Source organism: Methylorubrum podarium, assembly GCF_022179745.1.
Classification (GTDB): Bacteria; Pseudomonadota; Alphaproteobacteria; order Rhizobiales; family Beijerinckiaceae; genus Methylobacterium; species Methylobacterium podarium.
Map to the genome: position 1 here is coordinate 1 of NZ_BPRD01000060.1, position 21,222 is coordinate 21,222.

The window sequence follows — 21,222 nt, forward strand, 5'->3', positions numbered from 1 at the left end:
GGAGTTTCGTGAGGCACTTTTACTCCAGCGGAGACCGGTGGCCTGATGCGGCGCGCCCATGCGATGCGGTTCGGCAGCGAGTTTGCCGAGGACGGTGTGCGGTTCGCCCTCTGGGCGCCGACCGCCAAGGACGTGACCCTCGTCGTGGATGGGGCCGACCATCCGATTCCCGATGTCGGCGAGGGCTGGCGCCGCACGACGGTTCCGGGCGTGAAGGCCGGCGCCCGCTACGGCTTCCGCATCGACGGCGATCTCGTGGTGCCCGATCCCGCCTCGCGGTTTCAGCCCGAGGACGTCTCCTCGCCCTCCGAAGTGATCGATCCGAACGCCTATGCGTGGTCGGACGGCGAGTGGACCGGACGTCACTGGGAAGAGGCCGTCGTCTACGAGCTGCATGTCGGCACCGCGACGCCCGAGGGCACCTATGCGGGCCTGGAGAAGCGGCTCGACGATCTGGTCGATCTCGGCGTGACGGCGATCGAGCTATTGCCGCTCGCCGACTTCAAGGGCACCCGCAACTGGGGCTACGACGGCGTCCTGCCCTACGCCCCGGATTCGGCCTATGGCCGGCCGGACGAGCTCAAGCACCTGATCGACACCGCCCACGCCAAGGGCCTGATGGTACTGATCGACTGCGTCTACAACCACTTCGGCCCGGCCGGGAATTATCTGCATTCCTACGCCAAGACCTTCTTCACCGAGCGCCACCAGACCCCGTGGGGCGCCGGCATCAATTTCGACGGGAAGGAGTCGGGCCCGGTCGTGCGCGACTTCTTCATCGAGAACGCGCTCTACTGGCTGAAGGAATATCATTTCGACGGCATCCGCTTCGACGCGGTGCACGCGATCCTCGATGACTCCGAACAACACTTCCTGGCCGAACTCGGCGAGACGATCCGCACGACCTTCCCGGATCGCCATGTCCACCTGATCCTGGAGAACGAGGCCAACCAGGCGCGCTGGCTGGAACGCGACGACGAGGGCCGGCCGCTCCTTCACAGTGCGCAGTGGGCCGACGACCTGCACCATTGCTGGCACGTGCTGCTGACCGGCGAGGATGCCGGCTACTACGCGAGCTTCGCCGACAAGCCGGTCGAGCATCTGGCGCGCTGCCTCGCGGAGGGCTTCGCCTATCAGGGCGAGCCCTTCCCGACCCTCGACAACCATCCCCGCGGCGAGCCCTCGGCGCACCTGCCGCCCTCTGCCTTCGTCACCTTCCTTCAGAACCACGATCAGGTCGGCAACCGCGCGCTCGGCGAGCGCCTGAGCCACCTCTCGGACCCGAAGAAGCTCGCGCTCGCCCGCGCCGGCCTGCTGCTCGCGCCGCAGATCCCGATGCTATGGATGGGCGAGGAATGGTCGGCTTCGGCGCCGTTCCTGTTCTTCGTGGATTTCGCGCCGGACGAGGAACTGAACAAGGCGGTCCGCGAGGGGCGTCGCCGCGAGTTCAAGAGCTTCGCGGCCTTTGCCGACGACACCTCCGTCATCCCCGATCCGACCGAGGCCAAGACCTTCGAAGATTCGAAGATCGACTGGGACGAGGCCGAGACCGAGCCGCACCGCGCCGTCTGGGCCGACACCCGCAACCTCCTTCAGATTCGCCGGCAGAGCGTCGTGCCGCTCACCAAGAGCCGGTTCCTCGGCGCCAGGGCCGAGATCCCGGCGCCGGGCGTGGTGGATTGCACGTGGCGTTACGAGAACGGCTGGCTGCGCTTCATCGCCAATGTCGGCGACGACGACTACGAGGCGAAGGTGGATGACGGACAGGTGATCTGGTCGAACGGCGTGTCGCGGCAGGCCCTGCAGCTCTCCTCCTGGACCGGCGTCTTCCTGATCGGGGGCGCCAAGTGACCGGCTCGGACGTGGGTGTTTCGGACGTGAGTGCCCTGGAACGTCTCGCCGACCTCGTCGGCATCGCCGACGGATTCACCGACGCCTTCGGGCAGCGAATCGATACGCCGCTCGACGTTCGCCGCGGCATGCTCGAAGCCCTGGGCTTCTCCGCCGGCGACGACGACGCGATCCGGAAAAGCCTCGAGGCGGTCGAGGCCGTGCGCGCCAACGTCGTGCCGCCTCTTCTGTCGGCCGAGGCGCGCCGCGGCCTGCGCGTGCCGGTGCGGATGGGCGTCACCTCGGGTGCCGTCGCGTGGCGGCTGGTGGACGAGCACGACCGCTCCCGCGAGGGACGCGCCACGCTCACCGCCTCGGAGGACGGTGCGGGGTTCGACCTGCCGCCGCTGACGCCGGGCTATCACCAGCTCACCGTCACAGTGGGCGATCGCCGGGCGCAGGCCTGGATCGTCGCGGCGCCCCAGCGCTGCTGGCGTCCGCGCGCCTATGCCGAGGACGGCGCCCGCGACTGGGGGCTCGCCGCGCAGCTCTACGGTCTGCGATCGCCGAGCAACCTCGGTATCGGCACCTACGCCGATGCCGGCCGCGCCGCCCGCGATGCCGCCCTTCGCGGCGCCTCGTTCCTGGGTCTCAGCCCGGCCCACGCCCTGTTCCCGACCGACCGGGCGAAGATCTCGCCGTACTCGCCGTCCTCACGGCTGTTCCTCGAAACGCTCTACATCGAGCCGGGCGCGCTGCCGGGCTTTGCCGGCAGCCCCGCGGCCGACCTTCTCGAGAGCCACCGCGCCCGCATCGAGGCGTTGCGCGACACGTCCCTCGTCGATCATGCCGGCGTGTGGGAGGTGCTCTCGCCCATCCTCGAAGCCTATTGGGAAGGGTCGGACGCGAGGGCCGGCAAGGATGCCGGCTTCGCCACGTTCCGCGAGGAGGGGGGCGAGAACCTCGAATCGCATGCGACCTTCGACGCGCTCTCCGAGCATTTCCGGAAACAGGGCGCGCACTGGCTCGGCGACTGGCCGGAGGAGTACCGCCGCGCCGGGACGGACGCCGTGCACGCCTTCGCCGAGAGCCACGCCGAGCGCATCGCCTACCACGTCTTCCTGCAATACCTCGCCGACAGCCAGCTCAAGGCCTCGTCCGAGACGGCGCTCAAGGCCGGCATGCGGCTCGGACTCTACCGCGACCTCGCGGTCGGCGCCGACCGGGGCGGATCCGAGATCTGGTCGCACCCCGAGCGCTTCGCCAACGGCGTCTCGATCGGCGCGCCGCCGGATCTCCTGGCGCCGAAGGGCCAGGATTGGGGCCTGCCCGCCTTCGATCCCCTGGAGATGGAGCGCGACGGCCTGAAGGCGTTCCGGGCGCTGGTGAAGGCGAACATGCGCCATGCCGGCGCGATCCGCATCGACCATGCGTTCCAGCTCGCGCGCCTGTTCCTGATCCCGCTCGGCAAGTCCGCCCGCGAGGGTGCCTACGTCGCGATGCCGTTCGAGCCGATGCTGGCGGTGCTGCGGCTGGAGAGCCACCGGGCCAAGTGCCTCGTCATCGCCGAGGATCTCGGCACCGCGCCGGAGGGCTTCTCCGACGCGCTGATGTCGTCGGGCATCCTGAGCTACCGCATCCTCGCCTTCGAGCGCGAGCATGGCGGCGCCTTCAAGGCGCCCGAGGCCTATCCGAAGGACGCACTCACGGCGATCACCACCCACGACCTGCCGACCTTCGTCGGCTGGTGGCGCGGGGTCGATACCGACACGCGGCAATCGCTCGGCCTCTACGATGCCGACCGGGCCGAGGCCGAGCGCACCGAGCGCGTCGCCGAGCGCTGGCGCCTGTCCGAGGCCCTGGCCTCGGAGCAGCTCGTGCCGAGTTCCGAGCCGCCGGAACACGCGCCCTTCGAGGCCGCGGCGCGCTACCTCGCCCGCGCGCCCTCGATCCTCACCGCCGTGCAGTACGAGGACGTGGTCGGCGAACTCTCCCAGGCCAACGTGCCGGGCTCGACCGAGGGCTACCCGAACTGGCGGCGCAAGCTCGACCGGAACCTGGAAGCCATCGCCGCGCCGGGCGGTCCGCTCGCCAAGCTCGCCGCCGCCCTCTCGGCGGAGGAGCGCGGGCCGCGCTCGGGCGCCGCACGCCTCGCTTCGGCCCCGCCGCGGGCGACCTACCGGCTGCAGTTCCACGAGGGCTTCACCTTCGCCGACGCGGAGAAGATCGTCCCGTACCTCGCGAAGCTCGGCATCAGCCACGTCTACGCCTCGCCGCTGCAGCGGGCGCGGCCGGGCTCGACCCACGGCTACGACATCGTCGATCACTCGCAGATCAACCCCGAGATCGGCGGCGAGGAGGGTTTCCGCAGCTTCACCGATGCGCTCCACGCGCACGGCCTGAAGCTCCTGCTCGACATCGTGCCCAACCACATGGGCGTCGGCGGCGCCGACAATCCGTGGTGGCTCTCGGTGCTCGAATGGGGCGGCCTGTCGCCCGCGGCCAACGCCTTCGACATCGATTGGGAGCGGCTCGGCGCCAACGGCAAGCTCGTCATCCCCTTCCTCGGCGAGCGCTACGGCGAGGCGCTGGAAAAGGGCACGCTGGAACTGCGGTTCGATGAGGGCGCCGGCGCCTTCAGCGTCTGGCACTACGAGCATCAGTTCCCGATCTGCCCGCTGCAATACCCGACGATCCTGAACCGGGCGCTGGCGGCGCTCGGCGAGATCGGCGACGACATGTCAGCGGAGGTGCTCTCGATCACCGAGCGCCTGCGCGCCATGGGCGAGGAGACGAACCCCGAGCGCCGCCGGGCCATGCCGGAGGTCGCCGAGGAACTGAAGCGCCAGCTGGCCGGTGCCGTGCGGGCCTCGCCGCAGATCGCCGCCTCGATCTACCGGGCGCTGCATCTCCTCAACGGCAATCGCGATTATCCCGACAGCTTCGGACCGCTGCACCGGCTGCTCGAACAGCAATCCTACCGGCTCGCCCATTGGCGGATCGCGTCGAGCGACATCAACTATCGCCGCTTCTTCGACGTGAACTCGCTCGCCGGCCTGCGCGTCGAGCTGTCCGACGTCTTCGCCCGGTCGCACGACCTGCTGTTCCGCCTGATCGGCGAGGGCCGGATCGATGGCCTGCGCATCGACCATATCGACGGTCTCGCCGACCCGCTCGGCTACGCCCGCGCGCTCCAGGCGGCGGTCGGGCCCGGCTTCTACATCGTGGTCGAGAAGATTCTGGAGCCCGGCGAGAAGCTGCGCGACTGGCCGGTGGCCGGCACCACCGGCTACGACGTGCTGAACCAGCTCGACGGCATCCTGGTCGACAAGGCGCTGAAGCCGCGCATCGAGAAGTTCTATCGGTGGGCCACCGATATGGACGAGCCCTACGGCTTCCAGTTCCGGGCCGCCAAGGCGGAGATTCTGGAGATCAGCTTCGCCTCGGAACTCGAGGTGATGACCGGCGACCTCAAGCAGATCGCCGATTCCGACCGGCGCACCCGCGACTTCTCCACCAACGCGATCCGCCGGGCGCTGATCGAGATCGTGGCGCGCTTCCCCGTCTACCGCTCCTACCTGCCGGGCGACCTCGACGAGACCGAGATCGAGCTGGAGGACGTGCGCCTGATCGAGGGCGCCGTGCGCAAGGCCAAGCGCTGGAGCGCCCTGCCGGATCGGTCCGTGCACGACTTCGCCGCCGACGCCCTGCTCGGCCGCATCGATGTCGGCGGGGCCGGACACCCGGATCAGCAGGTCGTGCTGCGCTTCCGCCGCCGTTTCCAGCAGCTCACCGGCCCGGTCATGGCCAAGAGCCTGGAAGACACGCTGTTCTACCGCTTCGTCGAGCTGCTCGCCCTCAACGAGGTCGGCGGCGATCCCGGCGAGTACGGCCTCGACGCCGAGCACTTCCACGCGCTCCAGGCCGCGCGGGCCCGCGACTGGCCGAACGCGATGATCACCACGGCCACCCACGACACCAAGCGCGGCGAGGATGCGCGCTCGCGCCAGCTCGCCCTCTCGGAACTGCCGGAAGAATGGGCGCGCGCCTGGGATACGTGGCGGCGCGCCTCGGAAAGCCACATCAAGCCGATCGAGGGCGAGCCGGCGCCCGACGCCAACGACCAGTGGATGTTCCTCCAGGCGATCCTCGGCGCGTGGCCGCTGGAGCTCCTGGAGCGCGACGACGCCGGTGCGATTGAGGATTTCCGCAAGCGGCTCGACGCCTATGCCGAGAAGGCCCTGCGCGAGAGCAAGCGCCGGTCGAGCTGGGTCAACGTCGACGAGGGCTACGAGGGTGCCGTCCACGCGCTCTTCGCGGCCCTGATCACCCCCGGCTCCGATTGCCTGGAACGGCTGCGGCCGCTGGTGCGGCGGCTCGCCTTCCTCGGCATGATCGCCGGGCTCGGGCGCACGGTTCTCAAATGCACCCTGCCGGGCATTCCCGACACCTATCAGGGCACCGAGTTCTGGGACTTCTCCTTCGTCGATCCCGACAACCGCCGGCCGGTCGATTACGAGGAGCGGGCGCGGGCGCTGGAGGCCGGGGGCGCGCCGGCCGCGCTGATCGGCGCCTGGACCGACGGCCGCGTCAAGCAGGCGACGCTGGCCCGCCTGCTCGCCGACCGGGCGGCGCGCCCGGCCTTCTACGCCGATGCCGACTACCGGCCGCTGGTCGCGGAGGGTGGGCGCGCCGATCACGTCGTCGCCTTCACTCGCTCCGCGGCGACCTCCGGCGAGGACGACCTGCTGGTGGCGGTGCCCCGCCTCGTCGCACGGCTGACGCCCGAATCGGCTTGGTCGGGCGAGGCCTTCGTCGGAACGGCCTTGCCGGTACCGGAAGGCAGTCGGTGGGTGGACGTCGTCGGCGGCGGCGAACTCGCCAGCGAGGGCGGCCGGCTCGACCTCGGTCAACTCTTCGCAACGCTGCCCTATGTGGTGTTGCGGCGGGCCGCCTGAGGGCGCCGCACGGAATTTCCGGTCACAGCCGCCGTGACCGGACCGGGCCCGCGGGCGTTACGAGACAGCCACCCCCACGGCCTCGACCCATCAGAACGCGCGAAGGCGTGAAGCGACAAGACGGAGGCGATCGATGAACGCACCGAACACCGCGATGGCGCCCGCGACCCGCACTGGGGCGGAGACGGTGGCCCTGCCGGCCGCCTTCGCACCCCGCGCCGAGGGGCCGCGCATCTACAACCTGTTCCCGCTCCTCGTCGGCACGGTCTCGGCCTGGACGGCGGAGCTGCCGCGCATCGCCGGTCTCGGCTTCGACTGGGTCTATCTCAACCCGTTCCACCAGACCGGCGGCTCGCGCAGCCTCTACGCCGTGGCCGATCTCGAGGCTCTGGACGAGCGGTTCCGCGACGCGGACGGCACGCCCGACGACGAGCAGCTCGCGCGGTTCTGCCGGGCGGCCGAGTCGCACGGCGTCTCGGTGATGAGCGACCTCGTCATCAATCACACCGCTGACAACGCCCGCCTGTTCCACGAGCGGCCCGACCTGTTCGTCCGCGATGCCGAGGGCAAGCCGGTGAGCCCGGCGGCGATCGATCCGGACGATCCGTCGAAGCGCACGGTCTGGGGCGACCTAATCGAACTCGACTACCATTCCGAGCAGGCTCGGGGCGAGTTGGTCCGCATCTTCGACGGCTATATCGGCCGGCTGCAGCGCCTCGGCGTCCGCGGCTTCCGGTGTGACGCCGCCTACAAGGTGCCGCCGGATGTCTGGCGCGCCCTGATCGAGGCCGCCAAGCAGCGCGAGCCCGAGACCTTGTTCGCCGCCGAGACCCTGGGCTGTACCTTCGAGGAGGCGCAGGCGACGGCGGGCGCCGGCTTCGACTACCTGTTCAACTCCTTCGCGTGGTGGAACCTCAAGGCGCCCTGGGCCCTGGAGCAGTACGAGCGGCTGCGGGTGGTCGCGCCCTCCATCGCCTTCCCCGAGAACCACGACATGAGCCGGCTCGCCGCCGACATCCCCGGCGGGGCGGAGGCGGTCGCCCGGCGGCTGAAGACGCGCTACGCCCTCGCGGCCTTCTTCTCGGCCGGCGTGCTGATGCCGATCGGCTACGAGTGGGGCTATCGCCGCGCGCTGCACGTGGTCGAGACCCATCCGGGCTCGCGCGAGCACGACACCGGCATCGACATCTCCGCCACCATCGCGGCGATCAATGCCCTGAAGGCCGAGATCCCGGCCGCGAATGTCGAGGGCGCGCAGATGCGCCTCTCGGCGCCGGACGCGCCCTTCACCGCCCTGTTCCGCACGGATACTGGCCACGCCGCCTCGGCGCATTCGGCGACGCTCGTCCTGTACAATCCGGGCGACAAGCCCGCGCCCGTCGATGCCGGCCGCCTGATCGAGCGGACCGGCGGCCAGCTCGGCACCTTCCTCGACCGGACGCCCGAAGCCGAACCCATCGCCTTCCATCCGGGCGCCAGCATCGACCTCCAGCCGGGCGAGCTGCGTATCCTCGTGGCCGAGCGCGCGATGGTCGCCGCCCCGCCGCTCCCGACGACGCCCCAAGGCAAGGGCCGCGTCGTCATCGAGGCGGTCACGCCGGAGATCGACGGCGGTCGCTCGGCGGTGAAGCGCGTCGTCGGCGAGCAGGTGCGCGTCGAGGCCGACATCTTCTCCGACGGCCACGAGATCATCAACGCGGCGATCCTCTCCCGCGTCGTCGGCGAGGAGACGTGGCGGCGCGACCCGATGGTCTTCGTCGACAACGACCGCTGGGCCGGCCACTTCCCGCTGGAGCGGAACGCCCGCTACGAGTTCACCATCGAGGCGTGGCGCGACGGCTTCTCCTCCTGGGTGCGCGACACCCTCAAGAAACGCGATGCCGGCGTGGATGTGCGCCTCGAGACGATCGAGGGCGTCGAGCTGATCCAGATCGCCGAGGATCTGGCGAGCGGGGCCGACAAGCAGCGGCTCGACGCGCTGATCCGCTCGCTTGCCGCCGAGCCCGAGGGCTCGCCCGTGATCCTGGAAAAGATTCTGGCGCCCGAGGCGACGGCGCTCATCCGCCGCAACGCCGAGCGGGTGAACCTCTCGCGCTATCCGGTGAACATCCCGGTCATCGCCGACCGCCTCGCCGCCCGGTTCTCGGCCTGGTACGAGATCTTCCCGCGCTCGCAATCGGGTGATCCGAACCGCCACGGCACCTTCGCGGACGTGATCCGCCGCCTGCCGGAGATCCGCGAACTCGGCTTCGACGTGCTCTACTTCACGCCGATCCACCCGATCGGGAAGACCAACCGCAAGGGCAAGAACAACACGCTCAAGGCGGAAGCGGGCGATGTCGGCTCGGTCTACGCGGTGGGCTCGGAGGAGGGCGGCCACGAGGCCGTGCATCCCGAGCTCGGCACGCTGGAGGATTTCCGCCAGCTCGTCGCAGCCTCCCACGCCCACGGCATGGAAGTCGCCATCGATTTCGCGATCCAGTGCTCGCCCGACCATCCCTGGATCAAGAACCACCCCGAATGGTTCGAGTGGCGACCGGACGGCACGCTGAAATTCGCCGAGAATCCGCCGAAGAAGTACGAGGACATCTCCAACGTCCACTTCTACGGCGGGGCTCTGCCCTCGCTCTGGATCGAGCTGCGCGACATCGTGCTGGGCTGGTGCGCCCACGGCGCCCGCATCTTCCGGGTCGACAACCCGCACACCAAGCCGATCCCGTTCTGGGAGTGGATGCTGGGTGAAGTGAACGCGCAGTATCCGGACGCGATCTTCCTGGCGGAAGCCTTCACCCGGCCGAAGATGATGAAGAAGCTGGCGAAGGCCGGCTACCAGCAGAGCTACACCTACTTCACCTGGCGCAACACGAAGGCGGAGCTCACCGAGTACGCCCTCGAGCTGGCCGGCGAGATGGGCGAGTACTACCGCCCGAATTTCTTTGCCAACACACCGGACATCAATCCCTATTACCTGCAAACGAGCGGAAGGCCGGGCTTCATTGTCCGCGCGACGCTGGCGGCGACGCTCTCCTCGATCTACGGCATCTATAACGGCTTCGAGCTGTGCGAGGCCGCGCCCTACCCGGGCAAGGAAGAGTATCTCGACTCGGAGAAGTACGAGCTGAAGGCCTGGGACTACCATCGCCCCGGCAACATCCGCGAGCACATCATCAAGCTCAACCAGATCCGCCGCGACAACCCCGCCCTGTGGGACTTCCGGAACATCCATTTCACGGGTGCCTTCAACGACAACATCATCGCCTACGCGAAGGTGACGCCGGAGCGGGACAACTGCGTCTTCGTGATGGTCAACCTCGACCCGAGGAACCGCCAGGAATGCACCTACGAGGTGCCGCTCTGGCTGCTCGGTCTGCCCGATGACGGGGCGGTCGAGGTCGAGGATCTGCTCGCGGGCTACAAGTTCGAGCTCTACGGCAAGAGCCACCGGATCGCCCTCGATCCGGCCGACCGCTCGGCGATCGTCTGGCGGCTTCGCCCCCGGCGCTCCTGACATTCGCTCCCGCGCCGAAGCGGCCTCCACTTTCGGCGCGGGGCGCTCTAGATCGGGCGGAATGCGGCGGTCACCGTCGTGTTCTTGCCAAGAAGCGGGCCGAGGAGGCTCGCAGTCCGGCGCCGCAGGGCCCGGTTCCGCTCTCGAAAGTGACGTGAGGCAGCGACGGGATGATCGATCGCAGCGATCCGCAGTGGTACCGTGACGCCATCATCTACCAGATCCACGTCAAGTCGTTCTTCGACTCGTCGAACGATGGGATCGGAGACTTCGAGGGGCTGACGCAGAAGCTCGACTACGTCCGCGACCTCGGGGTCACGGCGATCTGGCTGATGCCGTTCTATCCCTCGCCGCTGCGCGACGACGGCTACGACATCGCCGACTACCGCGACATCAACCCGTCCTACGGGACGATGGAGGATTTCCGGGCCTTCGTGGCGGCGGCGCACGAGCGGGGCCTGCGCGTCATCACCGAGCTCGTCATCAACCACACCTCGGACCTGCATCCCTGGTTCCAGCGCGCCCGCGAGGCGCCTCCCGGCTCACCCGAACGGAACTTCTACGTCTGGTCGGACACCGACGAGCCGTACAGCGACACGCGCATCATCTTCCTCGACACGGAAGCCTCGAACTGGACCTGGGACCCGGTCGCCAAGCAGTATTTCTGGCACCGCTTCTACTCGCACCAGCCCGATCTGAACTTCGACAACCCGGCCGTGCTGGAGGCCGTGATCGAAGTGATGCGCTACTGGCTCGACATGGGCGTGGACGGGCTTCGCCTCGACGCGATCCCCTACCTGATCGAGCGCGACGGCACGAACTGCGAGAACCTGTCCGAGACGCACGACGTCATCAAGAAGATCCGCGCGGCGCTCGACGAGAGCTATCCCGACCGGATGCTGCTGGCGGAAGCCAATCAGTGGCCGGAGGAGACGGCGCAGTATTTCGGCGACGGCGACGAATGCCACATGGCGTTCCACTTCCCGCTGATGCCGCGGATGTACATGGCGATCGCCCGCGAGGACCGGCACCCGATCACCGACATCATGCGCCAGACCCCGGAGATCCCCGAGGGCTGCCAGTGGGCCATCTTCCTGCGCAACCACGACGAGCTGACGCTCGAGATGGTGACGGCGGAGGAGCGTGATTACCTCTGGTCGTTCTACGCCGCCGAGCGCAGGGCCCGCATCAATCTCGGCATCCGCCGCCGCCTCGCGCCGCTCCTGGAGAACGACCGGCGCAAGATCGAGCTGATGAAGTCCCTCGTCCTGTCGATGCCCGGCACGCCGGTGCTCTACTACGGCGACGAGATCGGCATGGGCGACAACATCTATCTCGGCGACCGCGACGGCGTGCGCACGCCGATGCAGTGGTCGCCGGACCGCAACGGCGGCTTCTCGCGGGCCAACCCGCAGAAGTTGTTCCTACCCGCGATCCAGGACCCGATCTACGGCTACGACGCGATCAACGTCGAGGCGCAGATTCAGGCGCAGACCTCGCTCCTGAACTGGACGCGGCGCATGATCGCGATCCGCAACAACTCCGTCGCCCTCGGGCGCGGCGCGATCCAGTTCCTCTATCCGACGAACCGCAAGGTGCTCGCCTGGATCCGCGAGCACGAGAACGAGCGCATCCTCTGCGTCGCCAACCTCTCGCGGGCGCCGCAGGCGGTCCAGCTCGACCTGTCGGATCTGCGCGGTGCGATCCCGATCGAGCTGACCGGCGGCACCGCTTTCCCGGCCATCGGCGAACTGCCCTACCTGCTGACGCTCCCGGCCTACGGCTTCTACTGGTTCTCGCTCTCGGTCGCGAATACCGGCGAGATCGGGCCGCAGCCGCAGAGCCCGGAACTGTTCACCCTGGTGCTGACCGGCGGCGTCGAGACCCTGATCAAGGGCCGCGAGCGCACCGCCTTCGAGCGCACGGTCGCCCCGCCCTTCATCGGCTCGCGGCGCTGGTTCGGTGCCAAGGGCTCGCGCATCAAGTCGGTGCAGGTCGATGACAGCGCGATCGTCAAGGATGCGTCCGGCGAGGGCAAGTTCCTGCTGCCGCGGGTGGCGGTGACCCTCGCGAACGGCGAGCGCCAGGACTACTTCGTGCCGCTCGCCGTCGAGGAGGGCCGCGAGGACGAGGCGCTGATGGACCACGCGGTCGCCCGTGTGCGCCGCGGGCCGCGCACCGGCCTCCTCTACGAGGCCGCCGCCGCCGCGCCCTTCACGGTCGCCCTGATCGAGGCGATGCGCGACGGCGTGACGATCCCGTCCGAGCGCGGCAGCGTCGTCTTCTCGACCACCTCGGCCTACGACCCGGAGGTGCCGTTCGACGCCGCCGACGTGCGCCGCCTCTCGGCGGAGCAGAGCAACACCTCGATCGCCATCGGCGCGCGGATGATGCTCAAGCTCCTGCGCCGGCTTCAGCCCGGCACGCATCCCGAGATCGAGATCGGCCGCTTCCTCACCGAGCAGGCGCATTTCGCCAACACGCCCGCGCTGCTCGGCGTTGTGGAGCACGTCGCCGAGGACGGCACGCGGACCGCCCTGGCGCTCCTGCAGAAATTCGTCCTCAACCAGGGTGATGCCTGGACGCTGATGCTGGAGGGCCTGCGGCGCGACTTCGAGACCGTGGTGCTCGCCCCCGAGAGCGAGGCGCCGTCCCCGGAGGACGCCTTCAACGCGCATCTGCGCTGGGCGATCCTGCTCGGCCAGCGCACCGCAGAGCTGCACCGGGCCTTCGCCATCGAGACCGACGACCCGGCCTTCGCGGTCGAGCCGTTCGATGCGGAGGATATGGCCGCGCTCGCCGACGATGCCCGCCATCAGGCGGCCCGCGCCTTCAAGGGGCTCGACGCCATCACCGCGTGGTCGCCCGGCTCGGCGAGCGAGGCGCTCGCCGCCCGCCGCGGCGAGGTCGAGGCGCTCATCGACGAACTGGCCGCCGGCCCGCTGCGGGGCGCCACCAAGACCCGCATCCACGGCGACTACCATCTCGGCCAGGTGCTCGCCTCGGAGGGCGATCTCATCATCGTCGATTTCGAGGGCGAGCCCTCGCGTCCCGTCGAGCAGCGCCGGGCCAAGTCGACGCCGCTGCGCGACGTGGCGGGCATGCTGCGCTCCTTCGCCTACGGTGCCGAGACGGTGGTCCGCGAGATCGCAGCCCGCTTCGGCGACAGCGAGGAGCGGGCCCGCAACGCGGCGATCGCGTGGCGCGGCATGATCGATGCAGCGTTCCTCGACGGCTACGGGCAGGCCGTGGCCGGCAGCCGGGCGGCGGTAGAGGATGCGGAGACGCATCGCTGCCTGCTCCGCCTGAGCCTGCTGACGAAGGCGCTCTACGAGGTCGATTACGAGGTCAACAACCGCCCCGACTGGATCGAAATCCCGGCAAGGGGTGTTCTCAACATATTGGATGAAGCCAAGCGCGACCGCGCTTCCGTGTGATGATCGCGCTCTCGTGCCGGGCCGATCCCCGCGCCGGCCCGAGAGCGATCCCCTGAGAGAGGTGACTGGATGACGGCTCTGGACGACAAGGCCGCGGCTCGAAACGAGGGGCCGTCCGCCACGAACGTCCCGAACAAGTCAGGCTCGACCGAGGCGCCGCGCGCGCCCCGGCCGGCGGATTCGCTCGGCGGTGACGGGGGGGCGCCCCGCGTGGGCCGGCCCGCGTCGCAGCCGCGCGACACCCACCTCCACCCCGACGCCATCGCCGCCGTGATGGCGGCCGATCACGGCGACGCCTTCGGCGTGCTCGGCCCGCATCAGGTCGGCCCCGGGGCCTGGGAGATCCGCGCGATCCTCCCCGAGGCCAAGGCGGCCCGTCTGATCACGGGCGGGCAGAGCATCCCGTTCGAGCGGGTCCACCCGGACGGGTTCTACGTCGCGAGCGTGAAGGGCGACGGCCGTCCCCTCTACGAGATCGAGGTGGAAGCCTGGGACGGCACCAGCGCCCGCCGTCACGACCCCTACGGCTTCGGACCCTCGCTCGAGCAGAGCGAGATCGAGGGCCTGCGCCAGATCGGCAGCAACCTCGTCTACCGCGTGCTCGGGGCGCATGCCGGCGAACTCGATGGCATCGCCGGTTTCCGCTTCGCGGTATGGGCGCCGAACGCCCGCCGGGTCAGCGTGGTCGGCGACTTCAACGATTGGGACGGCCGGCGCCACCCGATGCGGCTCTGGCTCAACGGCGGCGTGTGGGAACTCTTCGTGCCGGGTCTCAAGGCCGGGCAGAACTACAAGTTCGAGATCCGCGGCCCCGACGGGTCGCTGCTGCCGCTGAAGGCCGATCCGGTCGCCTTCCGCGCCCAGCACCCGCCGCAGACGGCCTCCGTGCTCCAGGGCCTCAACGAGCCGCAATGGCACGACAACGCCTGGATGGACACGCGCGGCCAGAAGGATCCGCGCCACGCCGCCATGTCGGTCTACGAGGTTCACCTCGGATCGTGGGCGCGGGTGCCGGGCGAGGGCAACCGCTACCTCACCTACAAGGAGCTGTCCGAGCGGCTGATTCCCTACGTCAAGGAACTCGGCTTCACCCATATCGAGCTCCTGCCGATCACCGAGTACCCGTTCGACGGCTCATGGGGCTATCAGCCGGTCTCGCTCTTCGCGCCGACCAGCCGCTTCGGCACGCCCGACGACTTCGTCGCCTTCGTCAACGCGGCGCATGAAGCCGGCATCGGCGTCCTGCTCGATTGGGTGCCGGGGCATTTCCCCCTCGATGCCCACGGGCTCGGCCTGTTCGACGGCACGCATCTCTACGAGCACGCCGACCCGCGCCAGGGCTTCCACCAGGATTGGGGCACCTACATCTACAATTTCGGCCGGACCGAGGTTTCGGCCTTCCTCACGGCCAATGCCCGCTTCTGGCTGGAGCATTACCACCTCGACGGCCTGCGCGTGGATGCGGTCGCCTCGATGCTCTACCTCGACTACTCGCGCCGCGCGGGCGAGTGGATCCCGAACCAGTACGGTGGCAACGAGAATCTCGACGCCATCAACTTCATGCGCAAGACCAACGAGGCGACCTACAGCCACGCGCCGGGCACGATCACGGTCGCCGAGGAATCGACCTCCTGGCCCGGCGTCTCGCACCCGACCTATACGGGCGGCCTCGGCTTCGGCTTCAAGTGGAACATGGGGTGGATGCACGACACCCTGAAATACATGTCGGAGGATCCGATCCACCGGCGCTACCACCACCACAACCTGACCTTCGGCCTGCTCTACGCCTTCTCCGAAAACTTCGTGCTGCCGCTCTCCCACGACGAGGTGGTGCACGGGAAGGGCTCGCTGCTCGGCAAGATGCCGGGCGACCGCTGGCAGAAATTCGCGAACCTGCGCGCCTATTTCGGCTTCATGTGGGGCCATCCCGGCAAGAAGCTGCTCTTCATGGGCGGCGAGTTCGGCCAGGAGCGGGAGTGGAACCACAACCACTCCCTCGACTGGCACCTGCTCGACGATCCCCTGCACGCGGGCGTCAAGGACCTGATCCGCGACCTCAACCACGTCTACACGGCGACCCCGGCGCTCTACGCCCGCGACGTCGAGCCGGGCGGCTTCCAGTGGCTGGTGGCGGACGATTCCGACAATTCGGTCATCGCCTGGGCCCGCAAGGGCAAGGCGGAGGGCGAGGTCGTCATCGTCGTCTCGAACTTCACCCCGGTGCCGCGCGAGGGCTACCGGGTCGGTGTTCCCGCCGCCGGCTTCTATCGCGAGGCGATCAACTCGGACGCCGAGCGCTACGGCGGCTCGAATGTCGGCAACATGGGCGGCGTGCAGAGCCAGCCCGAGCAGAGCCACGGCCAGCCGCACTCGCTGAGCCTGACCCTGCCGCCGCTCTCGACCCTGATCCTGATCCGCGAAGGCTGACCCTTCGTTCTCCCGGAGCGCTCAGCCGCTCCGGGGGCCGAACAGGATGACCGCCATCCCGGCGAGGCAGATCGCCCCGCCGGTCATGTCCCAGCGGTCGGGCCGGTGGCCTTCGACGGCCCAGAGCCAGAGGATCGAGGCGACGATGTAGATGCCGCCATAGGCGGCGTAGGCCCGGCCCGCGGCCTCGCTCTCGACCAGGGTGAGGAGCCAGGCGAACAGCGTCAGCGAGACGAGCCCTGGCGCCACCCACCAAATGGATCGCCCGAGCCGAAGCCACGCCCAGAACGCGAAGCATCCGGCGATCTCCGCCAGGGCCGCCGCGGAGTAGGCCAGGAGGGTCTTGCTCATCCGCAACGCTTGGCGCGGGATCGGCCTATTGCCAAGCCGGACCGATCAATCGGCGATCAAGCATCGTCCTCCGGCGCGAACACCTCGCCCTTCTCGGCTAGCCGCACGTTGTTGCGGTCGGCCGGCAGATCCCGCAGGTCGCGAAAATCCCTGATCAGCCGGTGCAGGTCGGCTCGGGCCGGATCGGATGGCTCCGGGGCTCCTGGGTCGAAGCGCTCCACCGCCAGATCGACGCGCTCGTCCAGGACTGAACGGTCCCGCGGGTCGAGGCCCTCGATGCGCGCGAGAAGCTCGGCGATGGCCGCGCGCTTCGTTTCCAGCTCCGTCATCGACCGCTCCGCTCTCTTTACGCGCCGAAACAGCGCGCAAATCCGTTCCCGGTTCCGAAGCGACGCACCCTCGGACCTTCGTTCGGCGGCGCGGGTTGGTGCGGCATGACCCTGCTCCTGACCGAGGAACCGCGCCCCCGCCCGCCGGCAGAACGCCGGCGGCCCGCGCGCCTCTGGCAGCCGCGCCGCGTGCTGGTGACGCCGGCCGCGCTCGACCACGCCCATGGCCGGCAGATCGTGGCGCGGGCGGAAGCGCTCGGGCTCCCGGTCGAGCGGCTGAAGAGCAATCGCCTCACCGGTCTGCGCGACGACGAAAATCCGCGCCGGGCCTACGCGCAGGCCAAGGCGACGCTCGCCGTCGTCACCGCACCGCCGACGAAGCTGAAGCTGCAGCCGATCCCGCCGAGCGCCGACTGGCGCTTCGACCTCGCCGAGGGCTGCCCGGCGCATTGCCAGTACTGCTACCTCGCCGGCTCGCTGACAGGGCCGCCGGTGACCCGCGTCTACGCCAACCTCGACGCGATCCTCGGCAATCTGGACAGCTATCTCGGCCAGGGCGGCGTCACCAGCACGTCCGAGGCGCGGGCGGCGGAGGGCACGACGTTCGAGGCGTCCTGCTACACCGACCCGCTCGGGATCGAGCATCTCACCGGATCGCTCTCGGCGGCGATCCGCCATTTCGGCGCCTGGGAGGCGCCGGTGCAGCTTCGCTTCACCACCAAGTTCGCCGCCGTCGAACCCCTTCTAGACCTGCCGCATCGCGGGCGCACGCGGGTGCGCTTCTCGGTCAACGCCGCGGCGGCGGCGCATTACGAGGGTGGGACCGCGCCGCTGGCCGACCGGCTCGCCGCCATGGGCGCGCTCGCCCGTGCCGGCTACCCCGTCGGCCTGACCATCGCGCCGATCCTGCCGGTGGAGGATTGGCAGGAGGCCTACGACGCCCTGTTGCGCGACGCGGCCGAGGCGTTGGCGGACGTGAGCGAGCCGGACCTGACGGTCGAACTCATCACCCACCGCTTCACGCCCGGCTCGAAGACGGTGCTGGAGGGCTGGTATCCCGGCTCCGACCTGCCGATGCGGGAGGCCGAGCGGACGCGCAAGCTCACCAAGTTCGGCTCGGTGAAGTACGTCTTTCCCGGGGACCTGATGAAGGCGATGCGGGCGCACCTCACCGAGCGGGTCGCGGCCCGTCTGCCGGGCGCGCGCATCCTCTACTGGACTTAAGCCTGCTCGGGTTTGGCCCCGCGGGCCTGCCCCGTCGGGCAGATGTCGAGCAGCACGCAACGTCCGCAGGCCGGGGAGCGGTGGAAGCAGACGCGCTGGCCGTGCAGCATCAGAATCTCGTGGTTGTCGTAGAGCGCCTGCGCCGACCAATCCTCGGGCAGTTGCGCCCGCAGCACCGCGTGGCTCGGCCCGACATCGACCTTCGGGCCGATCAGCCCGGTGCGCTGGGCGACGCGGTGATGGTGGCTGTCCACCGGCAGGGCCGGCATCCGCAAGGTCGAGAACGACAGGACGGCGGCACTCGTCTTCGGGCCGATGCCGGGAATGGCTTCGAGCCAGCCGCGCGCCTCGTCGACGCTCATCGTCTCGAGGACATCGAGGGAGAGTGCCCCCACCCGCTCCCGCACGGCGGAGAGCACTGCCTTGATGCGCGGCGCCTTGAGTTCCGGCCACGTGACGCCGCGGATCGTTTCCTCGATCTCCGCCACATCGGCCTCTTCGACCGCCGCCCAGTCGTGCCACCGCGCCCGAAGCGCCTTGAAGGCGCGGCCGGAATCGGCGTTGCGGGTCCGGTGCGAGAGCAGCGAGGAGATCAGCTCGGAGAGCGGATCGAGGCTGTGGAAGTACGGAATCGGGCACTCGTAGACGCCGCAGAGACGGCGGTGGATTTCGAGCGCCTTGTCCTTGAGCGTCGCGGACGCGTCGTCCGTCGTTTCGCGGCGTCGCTGACGTGGGGCGGCTGGGAGGGCGGTGTCGTGGAACAGGGGCATGGGAGCCGAATCCGCGAGGGGATTCGGCGGTTCCCGGCCCGCGACATCCCGACTTCGCGGCTACTTGGCGAGCGCGTAGATGTTGATGTCGAGCTTCTCGTCGGCACCCTCGCCGAGATCGGTCACGTATTCCTCCAGGAAGCGATCCTGGACCGGGATCTCCTTGGCATCGAGATAGGCGATCAGCGTCTCGTAGGTGCCGTCGATCTCTTCGTAGGTGCCGCTGTGCCGGTAGCGCAGGGCCTTCCCGCTCGGGCTTGACCCGAACTTCACGTCGCCGCCCTCGGCGGGCTGCCCGGGCGCCGCTTCGATCGGGATCATCGCCTCGTACTGGAAGCCGTCATCCTCGGTCTTGGTGAAGAGCGCGATCGGGCGCCCCGCCGGCTTGAGGTTCAGCTTGGTCAGCGTGTCGCCGATGGTCTTGAAGGCCTTCCGCAGGTTCGCCCGCGCTTCCTCCCACTTTGTCTCGCCCGCGAGGATCGCCACGGGCTTGGCCGGCAGCGTGACCTCATCGACGTCGTTCGGCTCGGCCGGCGTCGGCACCAGCGTCGGCAACGTCGAGGGCGGCGGCGTGACCGTCCGCGCCGCGCCGGACTGCGCCGGGCGCGGGATCGGCACCTGCTGGGGCGCGGGCGATGCCGGATCGGGGCCGGATTTCGAGGTGTCCGGCACGGTGGTCGTCGGCAGCGGGTTCGTCTCGGCGGGGGAGGGGGCGGTGCTGGGCGGCGGTGCGTTCTGGGCGAGGGACGCGGAGGTCAGGACGGGAGCGAGAGCCAGCAGGCCCGCGGCGAGGGTGGCGAGACGGGTCAAGGCGGTGAGGCTCCGAGTGGCCGATGCCGGCAGGGTAGGGCCGAAACGCGCCCCGCGCGAGACCGTTGCGGCGCGACGATGCGGGCCATACCTCCCGACTCGCGGGCGGCGGGCTTTTGCCCTATACGCCGCGCCATCCCCCACATTCCCGCAGACAAGGTCGTCAGAGGTCCGATGAGCCCTCTCGCAGAGCGCCGCTTCCTGAAGATGCACGGTGCCGGCAACGCCATCGTCGTACTCGACCTGCGCGGCAGCTCGATTCGCGTCGCCCCGGCCGAGGCCCGCGCCATCGCCGCCGACGCGCATTCGCGCTTCGACCAGCTCATGGTGGTGCACGACCCCGTCACGCCGGGCACCGACGCCTTCATGCGCATCTACAACACCGATGGCTCGGAATCGGGCGCCTGCGGCAACGGCACCCGCTGCGTCGGCTACGCGCTGCTCGACGATCCGGCCATGGCGCGGCCCGCCGAGAACGGCTGCCTGACGCTGGAGACCAAGGCGGGTCTCGTCGCCGTCAAGCGCGTGACCGACCGCTCCTTCACCGTCGATATGGGCCAGCCGCGCCTGCGCTGGGACGAGATCCCCCTCGCCGAACCCTTCCCCGATACCCGGCGCATCGAGCTTCAGGTCGGGCCGATCGACGACCCGATCCTGCACTCGCCCGCCGCCGTCAGCATGGGCAATCCGCACGCGATCTTCTTCGTGGAGCGCGACCCCGACAGCTACGATCTCGGCCACATCGGCCCGTTGCTCGAAGCGCACCCGATCTTCCCGGAGCGCGCCAACATCTCCATCGCTCAGGTGACCGGCCGCGACACGATCAAGCTGCGGGTCTGGGAGCGCGGCGCCGGGCTGACGCTCGCCTGCGGCACGGCCGCCTGCGCCACGGTGGTGGCGGCCTCGCGCCTGCGCATGATCGGCCGCGCCGCCCGCGTGGCGCTTCCCGGCGGGGAACTCGCGATCGAGTGGCGCGCCGACGACCACGTGCTGATGACCGGCCCGGTCTTCCTCGAGGGCGAGGGCACCTTCGCGCCCGACCTCTTCGCCGGACTCGACGGGTGAGCGTCGAGACGCTCACCTTCGGCTGCCGTCTCAACACCGTCGAGTCGGAGGTGCTGCGCGGCCATGCCGAGGCCGGCGCGCAGGGCCGCGACCTCGTCGTCGTCAACACCTGCGCCGTTACTGCGGAGGCTGGGCGGCAGGCCCGCAAGGCGATCCGGCGCCTCGCCCGCGCGCGGCCCGGCGCCGAGATCGTCGTGACCGGCTGCGGCGCCGAGGTCGAGCGCGCGCAGTATTCCGGGATGCCGGAGGTGGCGCGCCTCGTCGGCAACGCGGCGAAGCTCAGGCCGGAGAGCTGGCGCGACGGCGCCGTGCTTCCGTCCGAGGACATCATGGCGGTGCGAGCCGCCGAGCCGACGCGCATCGCCGCCATGAGCGGGCATACCCGCGCCTTCGTACCGGTGCAGAACGGCTGCGACCATCGCTGCACCTTCTGCATCATTCCGTTCGGCCGCGGAAACTCCCGCTCGGTCCCCATCGCCGAGGCGGTGGCGCAGGTGCGCCGCATCGTCGAGC

General features: G+C 69.6%; 11 protein-coding genes and 1 pseudogene. 8 read left to right on the forward strand and 4 right to left on the reverse strand.

The features are described from left to right. Positions 1 to 45 precede the first annotated feature (45 nt). The 5 genes from treZ to glgB all read left to right on the forward strand — a co-directional run bounded on the left by treZ (position 46) and on the right by glgB (position 16,160). Positions 46 to 1,851 carry a malto-oligosyltrehalose trehalohydrolase gene (treZ, locus tag MFF42_RS03240; RefSeq protein WP_238254479.1) on the forward strand — a complete coding sequence of 602 codons (1,806 nt, stop codon included), beginning with the start codon at positions 46 to 48 and terminating at the stop codon, positions 1,849 to 1,851. Next, complete coding sequence (locus tag MFF42_RS03245) at positions 1,848 to 6,788, forward strand: malto-oligosyltrehalose synthase (protein WP_238254480.1); 4,941 nt, start codon at positions 1,848 to 1,850, stop codon at positions 6,786 to 6,788. The genes treZ and MFF42_RS03245 overlap by 4 nt, the downstream gene beginning before the upstream one ends. 133 nt (positions 6,789 to 6,921) lie before the next feature. Continuing rightward, the gene (locus MFF42_RS03250; protein WP_238254481.1) at positions 6,922 to 10,296 is read left to right on the forward strand and encodes a maltotransferase domain-containing protein; all 3,375 of its coding nucleotides are present in this window, start codon (positions 6,922 to 6,924) and stop codon (positions 10,294 to 10,296) included. Positions 10,297 to 10,466: 170 nt separating this feature from the next. After that, positions 10,467 to 13,733 carry a maltose alpha-D-glucosyltransferase gene (gene treS / locus MFF42_RS03255; protein ID WP_238254482.1) on the forward strand — a complete coding sequence of 1,089 codons (3,267 nt, stop codon included), beginning with the start codon at positions 10,467 to 10,469 and terminating at the stop codon, positions 13,731 to 13,733. A gap of 69 nt (positions 13,734 to 13,802) precedes the next feature. After that, positions 13,803 to 16,160 carry a 1,4-alpha-glucan branching protein GlgB gene (glgB, locus tag MFF42_RS03260; RefSeq protein WP_238254483.1) on the forward strand — a complete coding sequence of 786 codons (2,358 nt, stop codon included), beginning with the start codon at positions 13,803 to 13,805 and terminating at the stop codon, positions 16,158 to 16,160. Between the two features lie 21 nt (positions 16,161 to 16,181). Here the strand turns inward: glgB and MFF42_RS03265 are convergent, their stop codons facing one another. Continuing rightward, a complete protein-coding gene (locus MFF42_RS03265; protein ID WP_238254484.1) occupies positions 16,182 to 16,511 on the reverse strand; it encodes a YnfA family protein in 330 nt (109 codons plus the stop codon). Between the two features lie 56 nt (positions 16,512 to 16,567). After that, entirely contained in the window at positions 16,568 to 16,840 is a 273-nt protein-coding gene (locus MFF42_RS03270; RefSeq protein ID WP_238254485.1) for a hypothetical protein, read from the reverse strand. A 105-nt stretch (positions 16,841 to 16,945) separates the two neighbouring features. Between MFF42_RS03270 and MFF42_RS26440 the strand changes: the two genes are divergently transcribed. After that, positions 16,946 to 18,064 (forward strand): SPL family radical SAM protein, encoded by a 1,119-nt coding sequence (locus tag MFF42_RS26440; protein WP_306423474.1) that lies wholly within the window; start codon positions 16,946 to 16,948, stop codon positions 18,062 to 18,064. On the opposite strand, the gene MFF42_RS03280 is transcribed toward MFF42_RS26440, so the two are convergent. After that, positions 18,061 to 18,834, reverse strand: coding sequence for an endonuclease III domain-containing protein (locus MFF42_RS03280; protein WP_238254486.1), 774 nt, complete (start codon positions 18,832 to 18,834; stop codon positions 18,061 to 18,063). The genes MFF42_RS26440 and MFF42_RS03280 overlap by 4 nt on opposite strands. 60 nt (positions 18,835 to 18,894) lie before the next feature. Further along, a complete protein-coding gene (locus MFF42_RS03285; protein ID WP_238254487.1) occupies positions 18,895 to 19,644 on the reverse strand; it encodes a GyrI-like domain-containing protein in 750 nt (249 codons plus the stop codon). Positions 19,645 to 19,818: 174 nt separating this feature from the next. On the opposite strand from MFF42_RS03285, the gene dapF reads away from it, so the two are divergent. Together dapF and MFF42_RS03295 are read left to right on the forward strand one after the other, a co-directional pair. Next, positions 19,819 to 20,709: a diaminopimelate epimerase gene (dapF, locus tag MFF42_RS03290; protein ID WP_238254488.1), complete on the forward strand. Its 891-nt coding sequence runs from the start codon at positions 19,819 to 19,821 to the stop codon at positions 20,707 to 20,709. Further along, positions 20,706 to 21,222, forward strand: a pseudogene (locus MFF42_RS03295) (tRNA (N(6)-L-threonylcarbamoyladenosine(37)-C(2))-methylthiotransferase MtaB); the annotation flags it as partial. The gene dapF and the pseudogene MFF42_RS03295, both read left to right, overlap by 4 nt.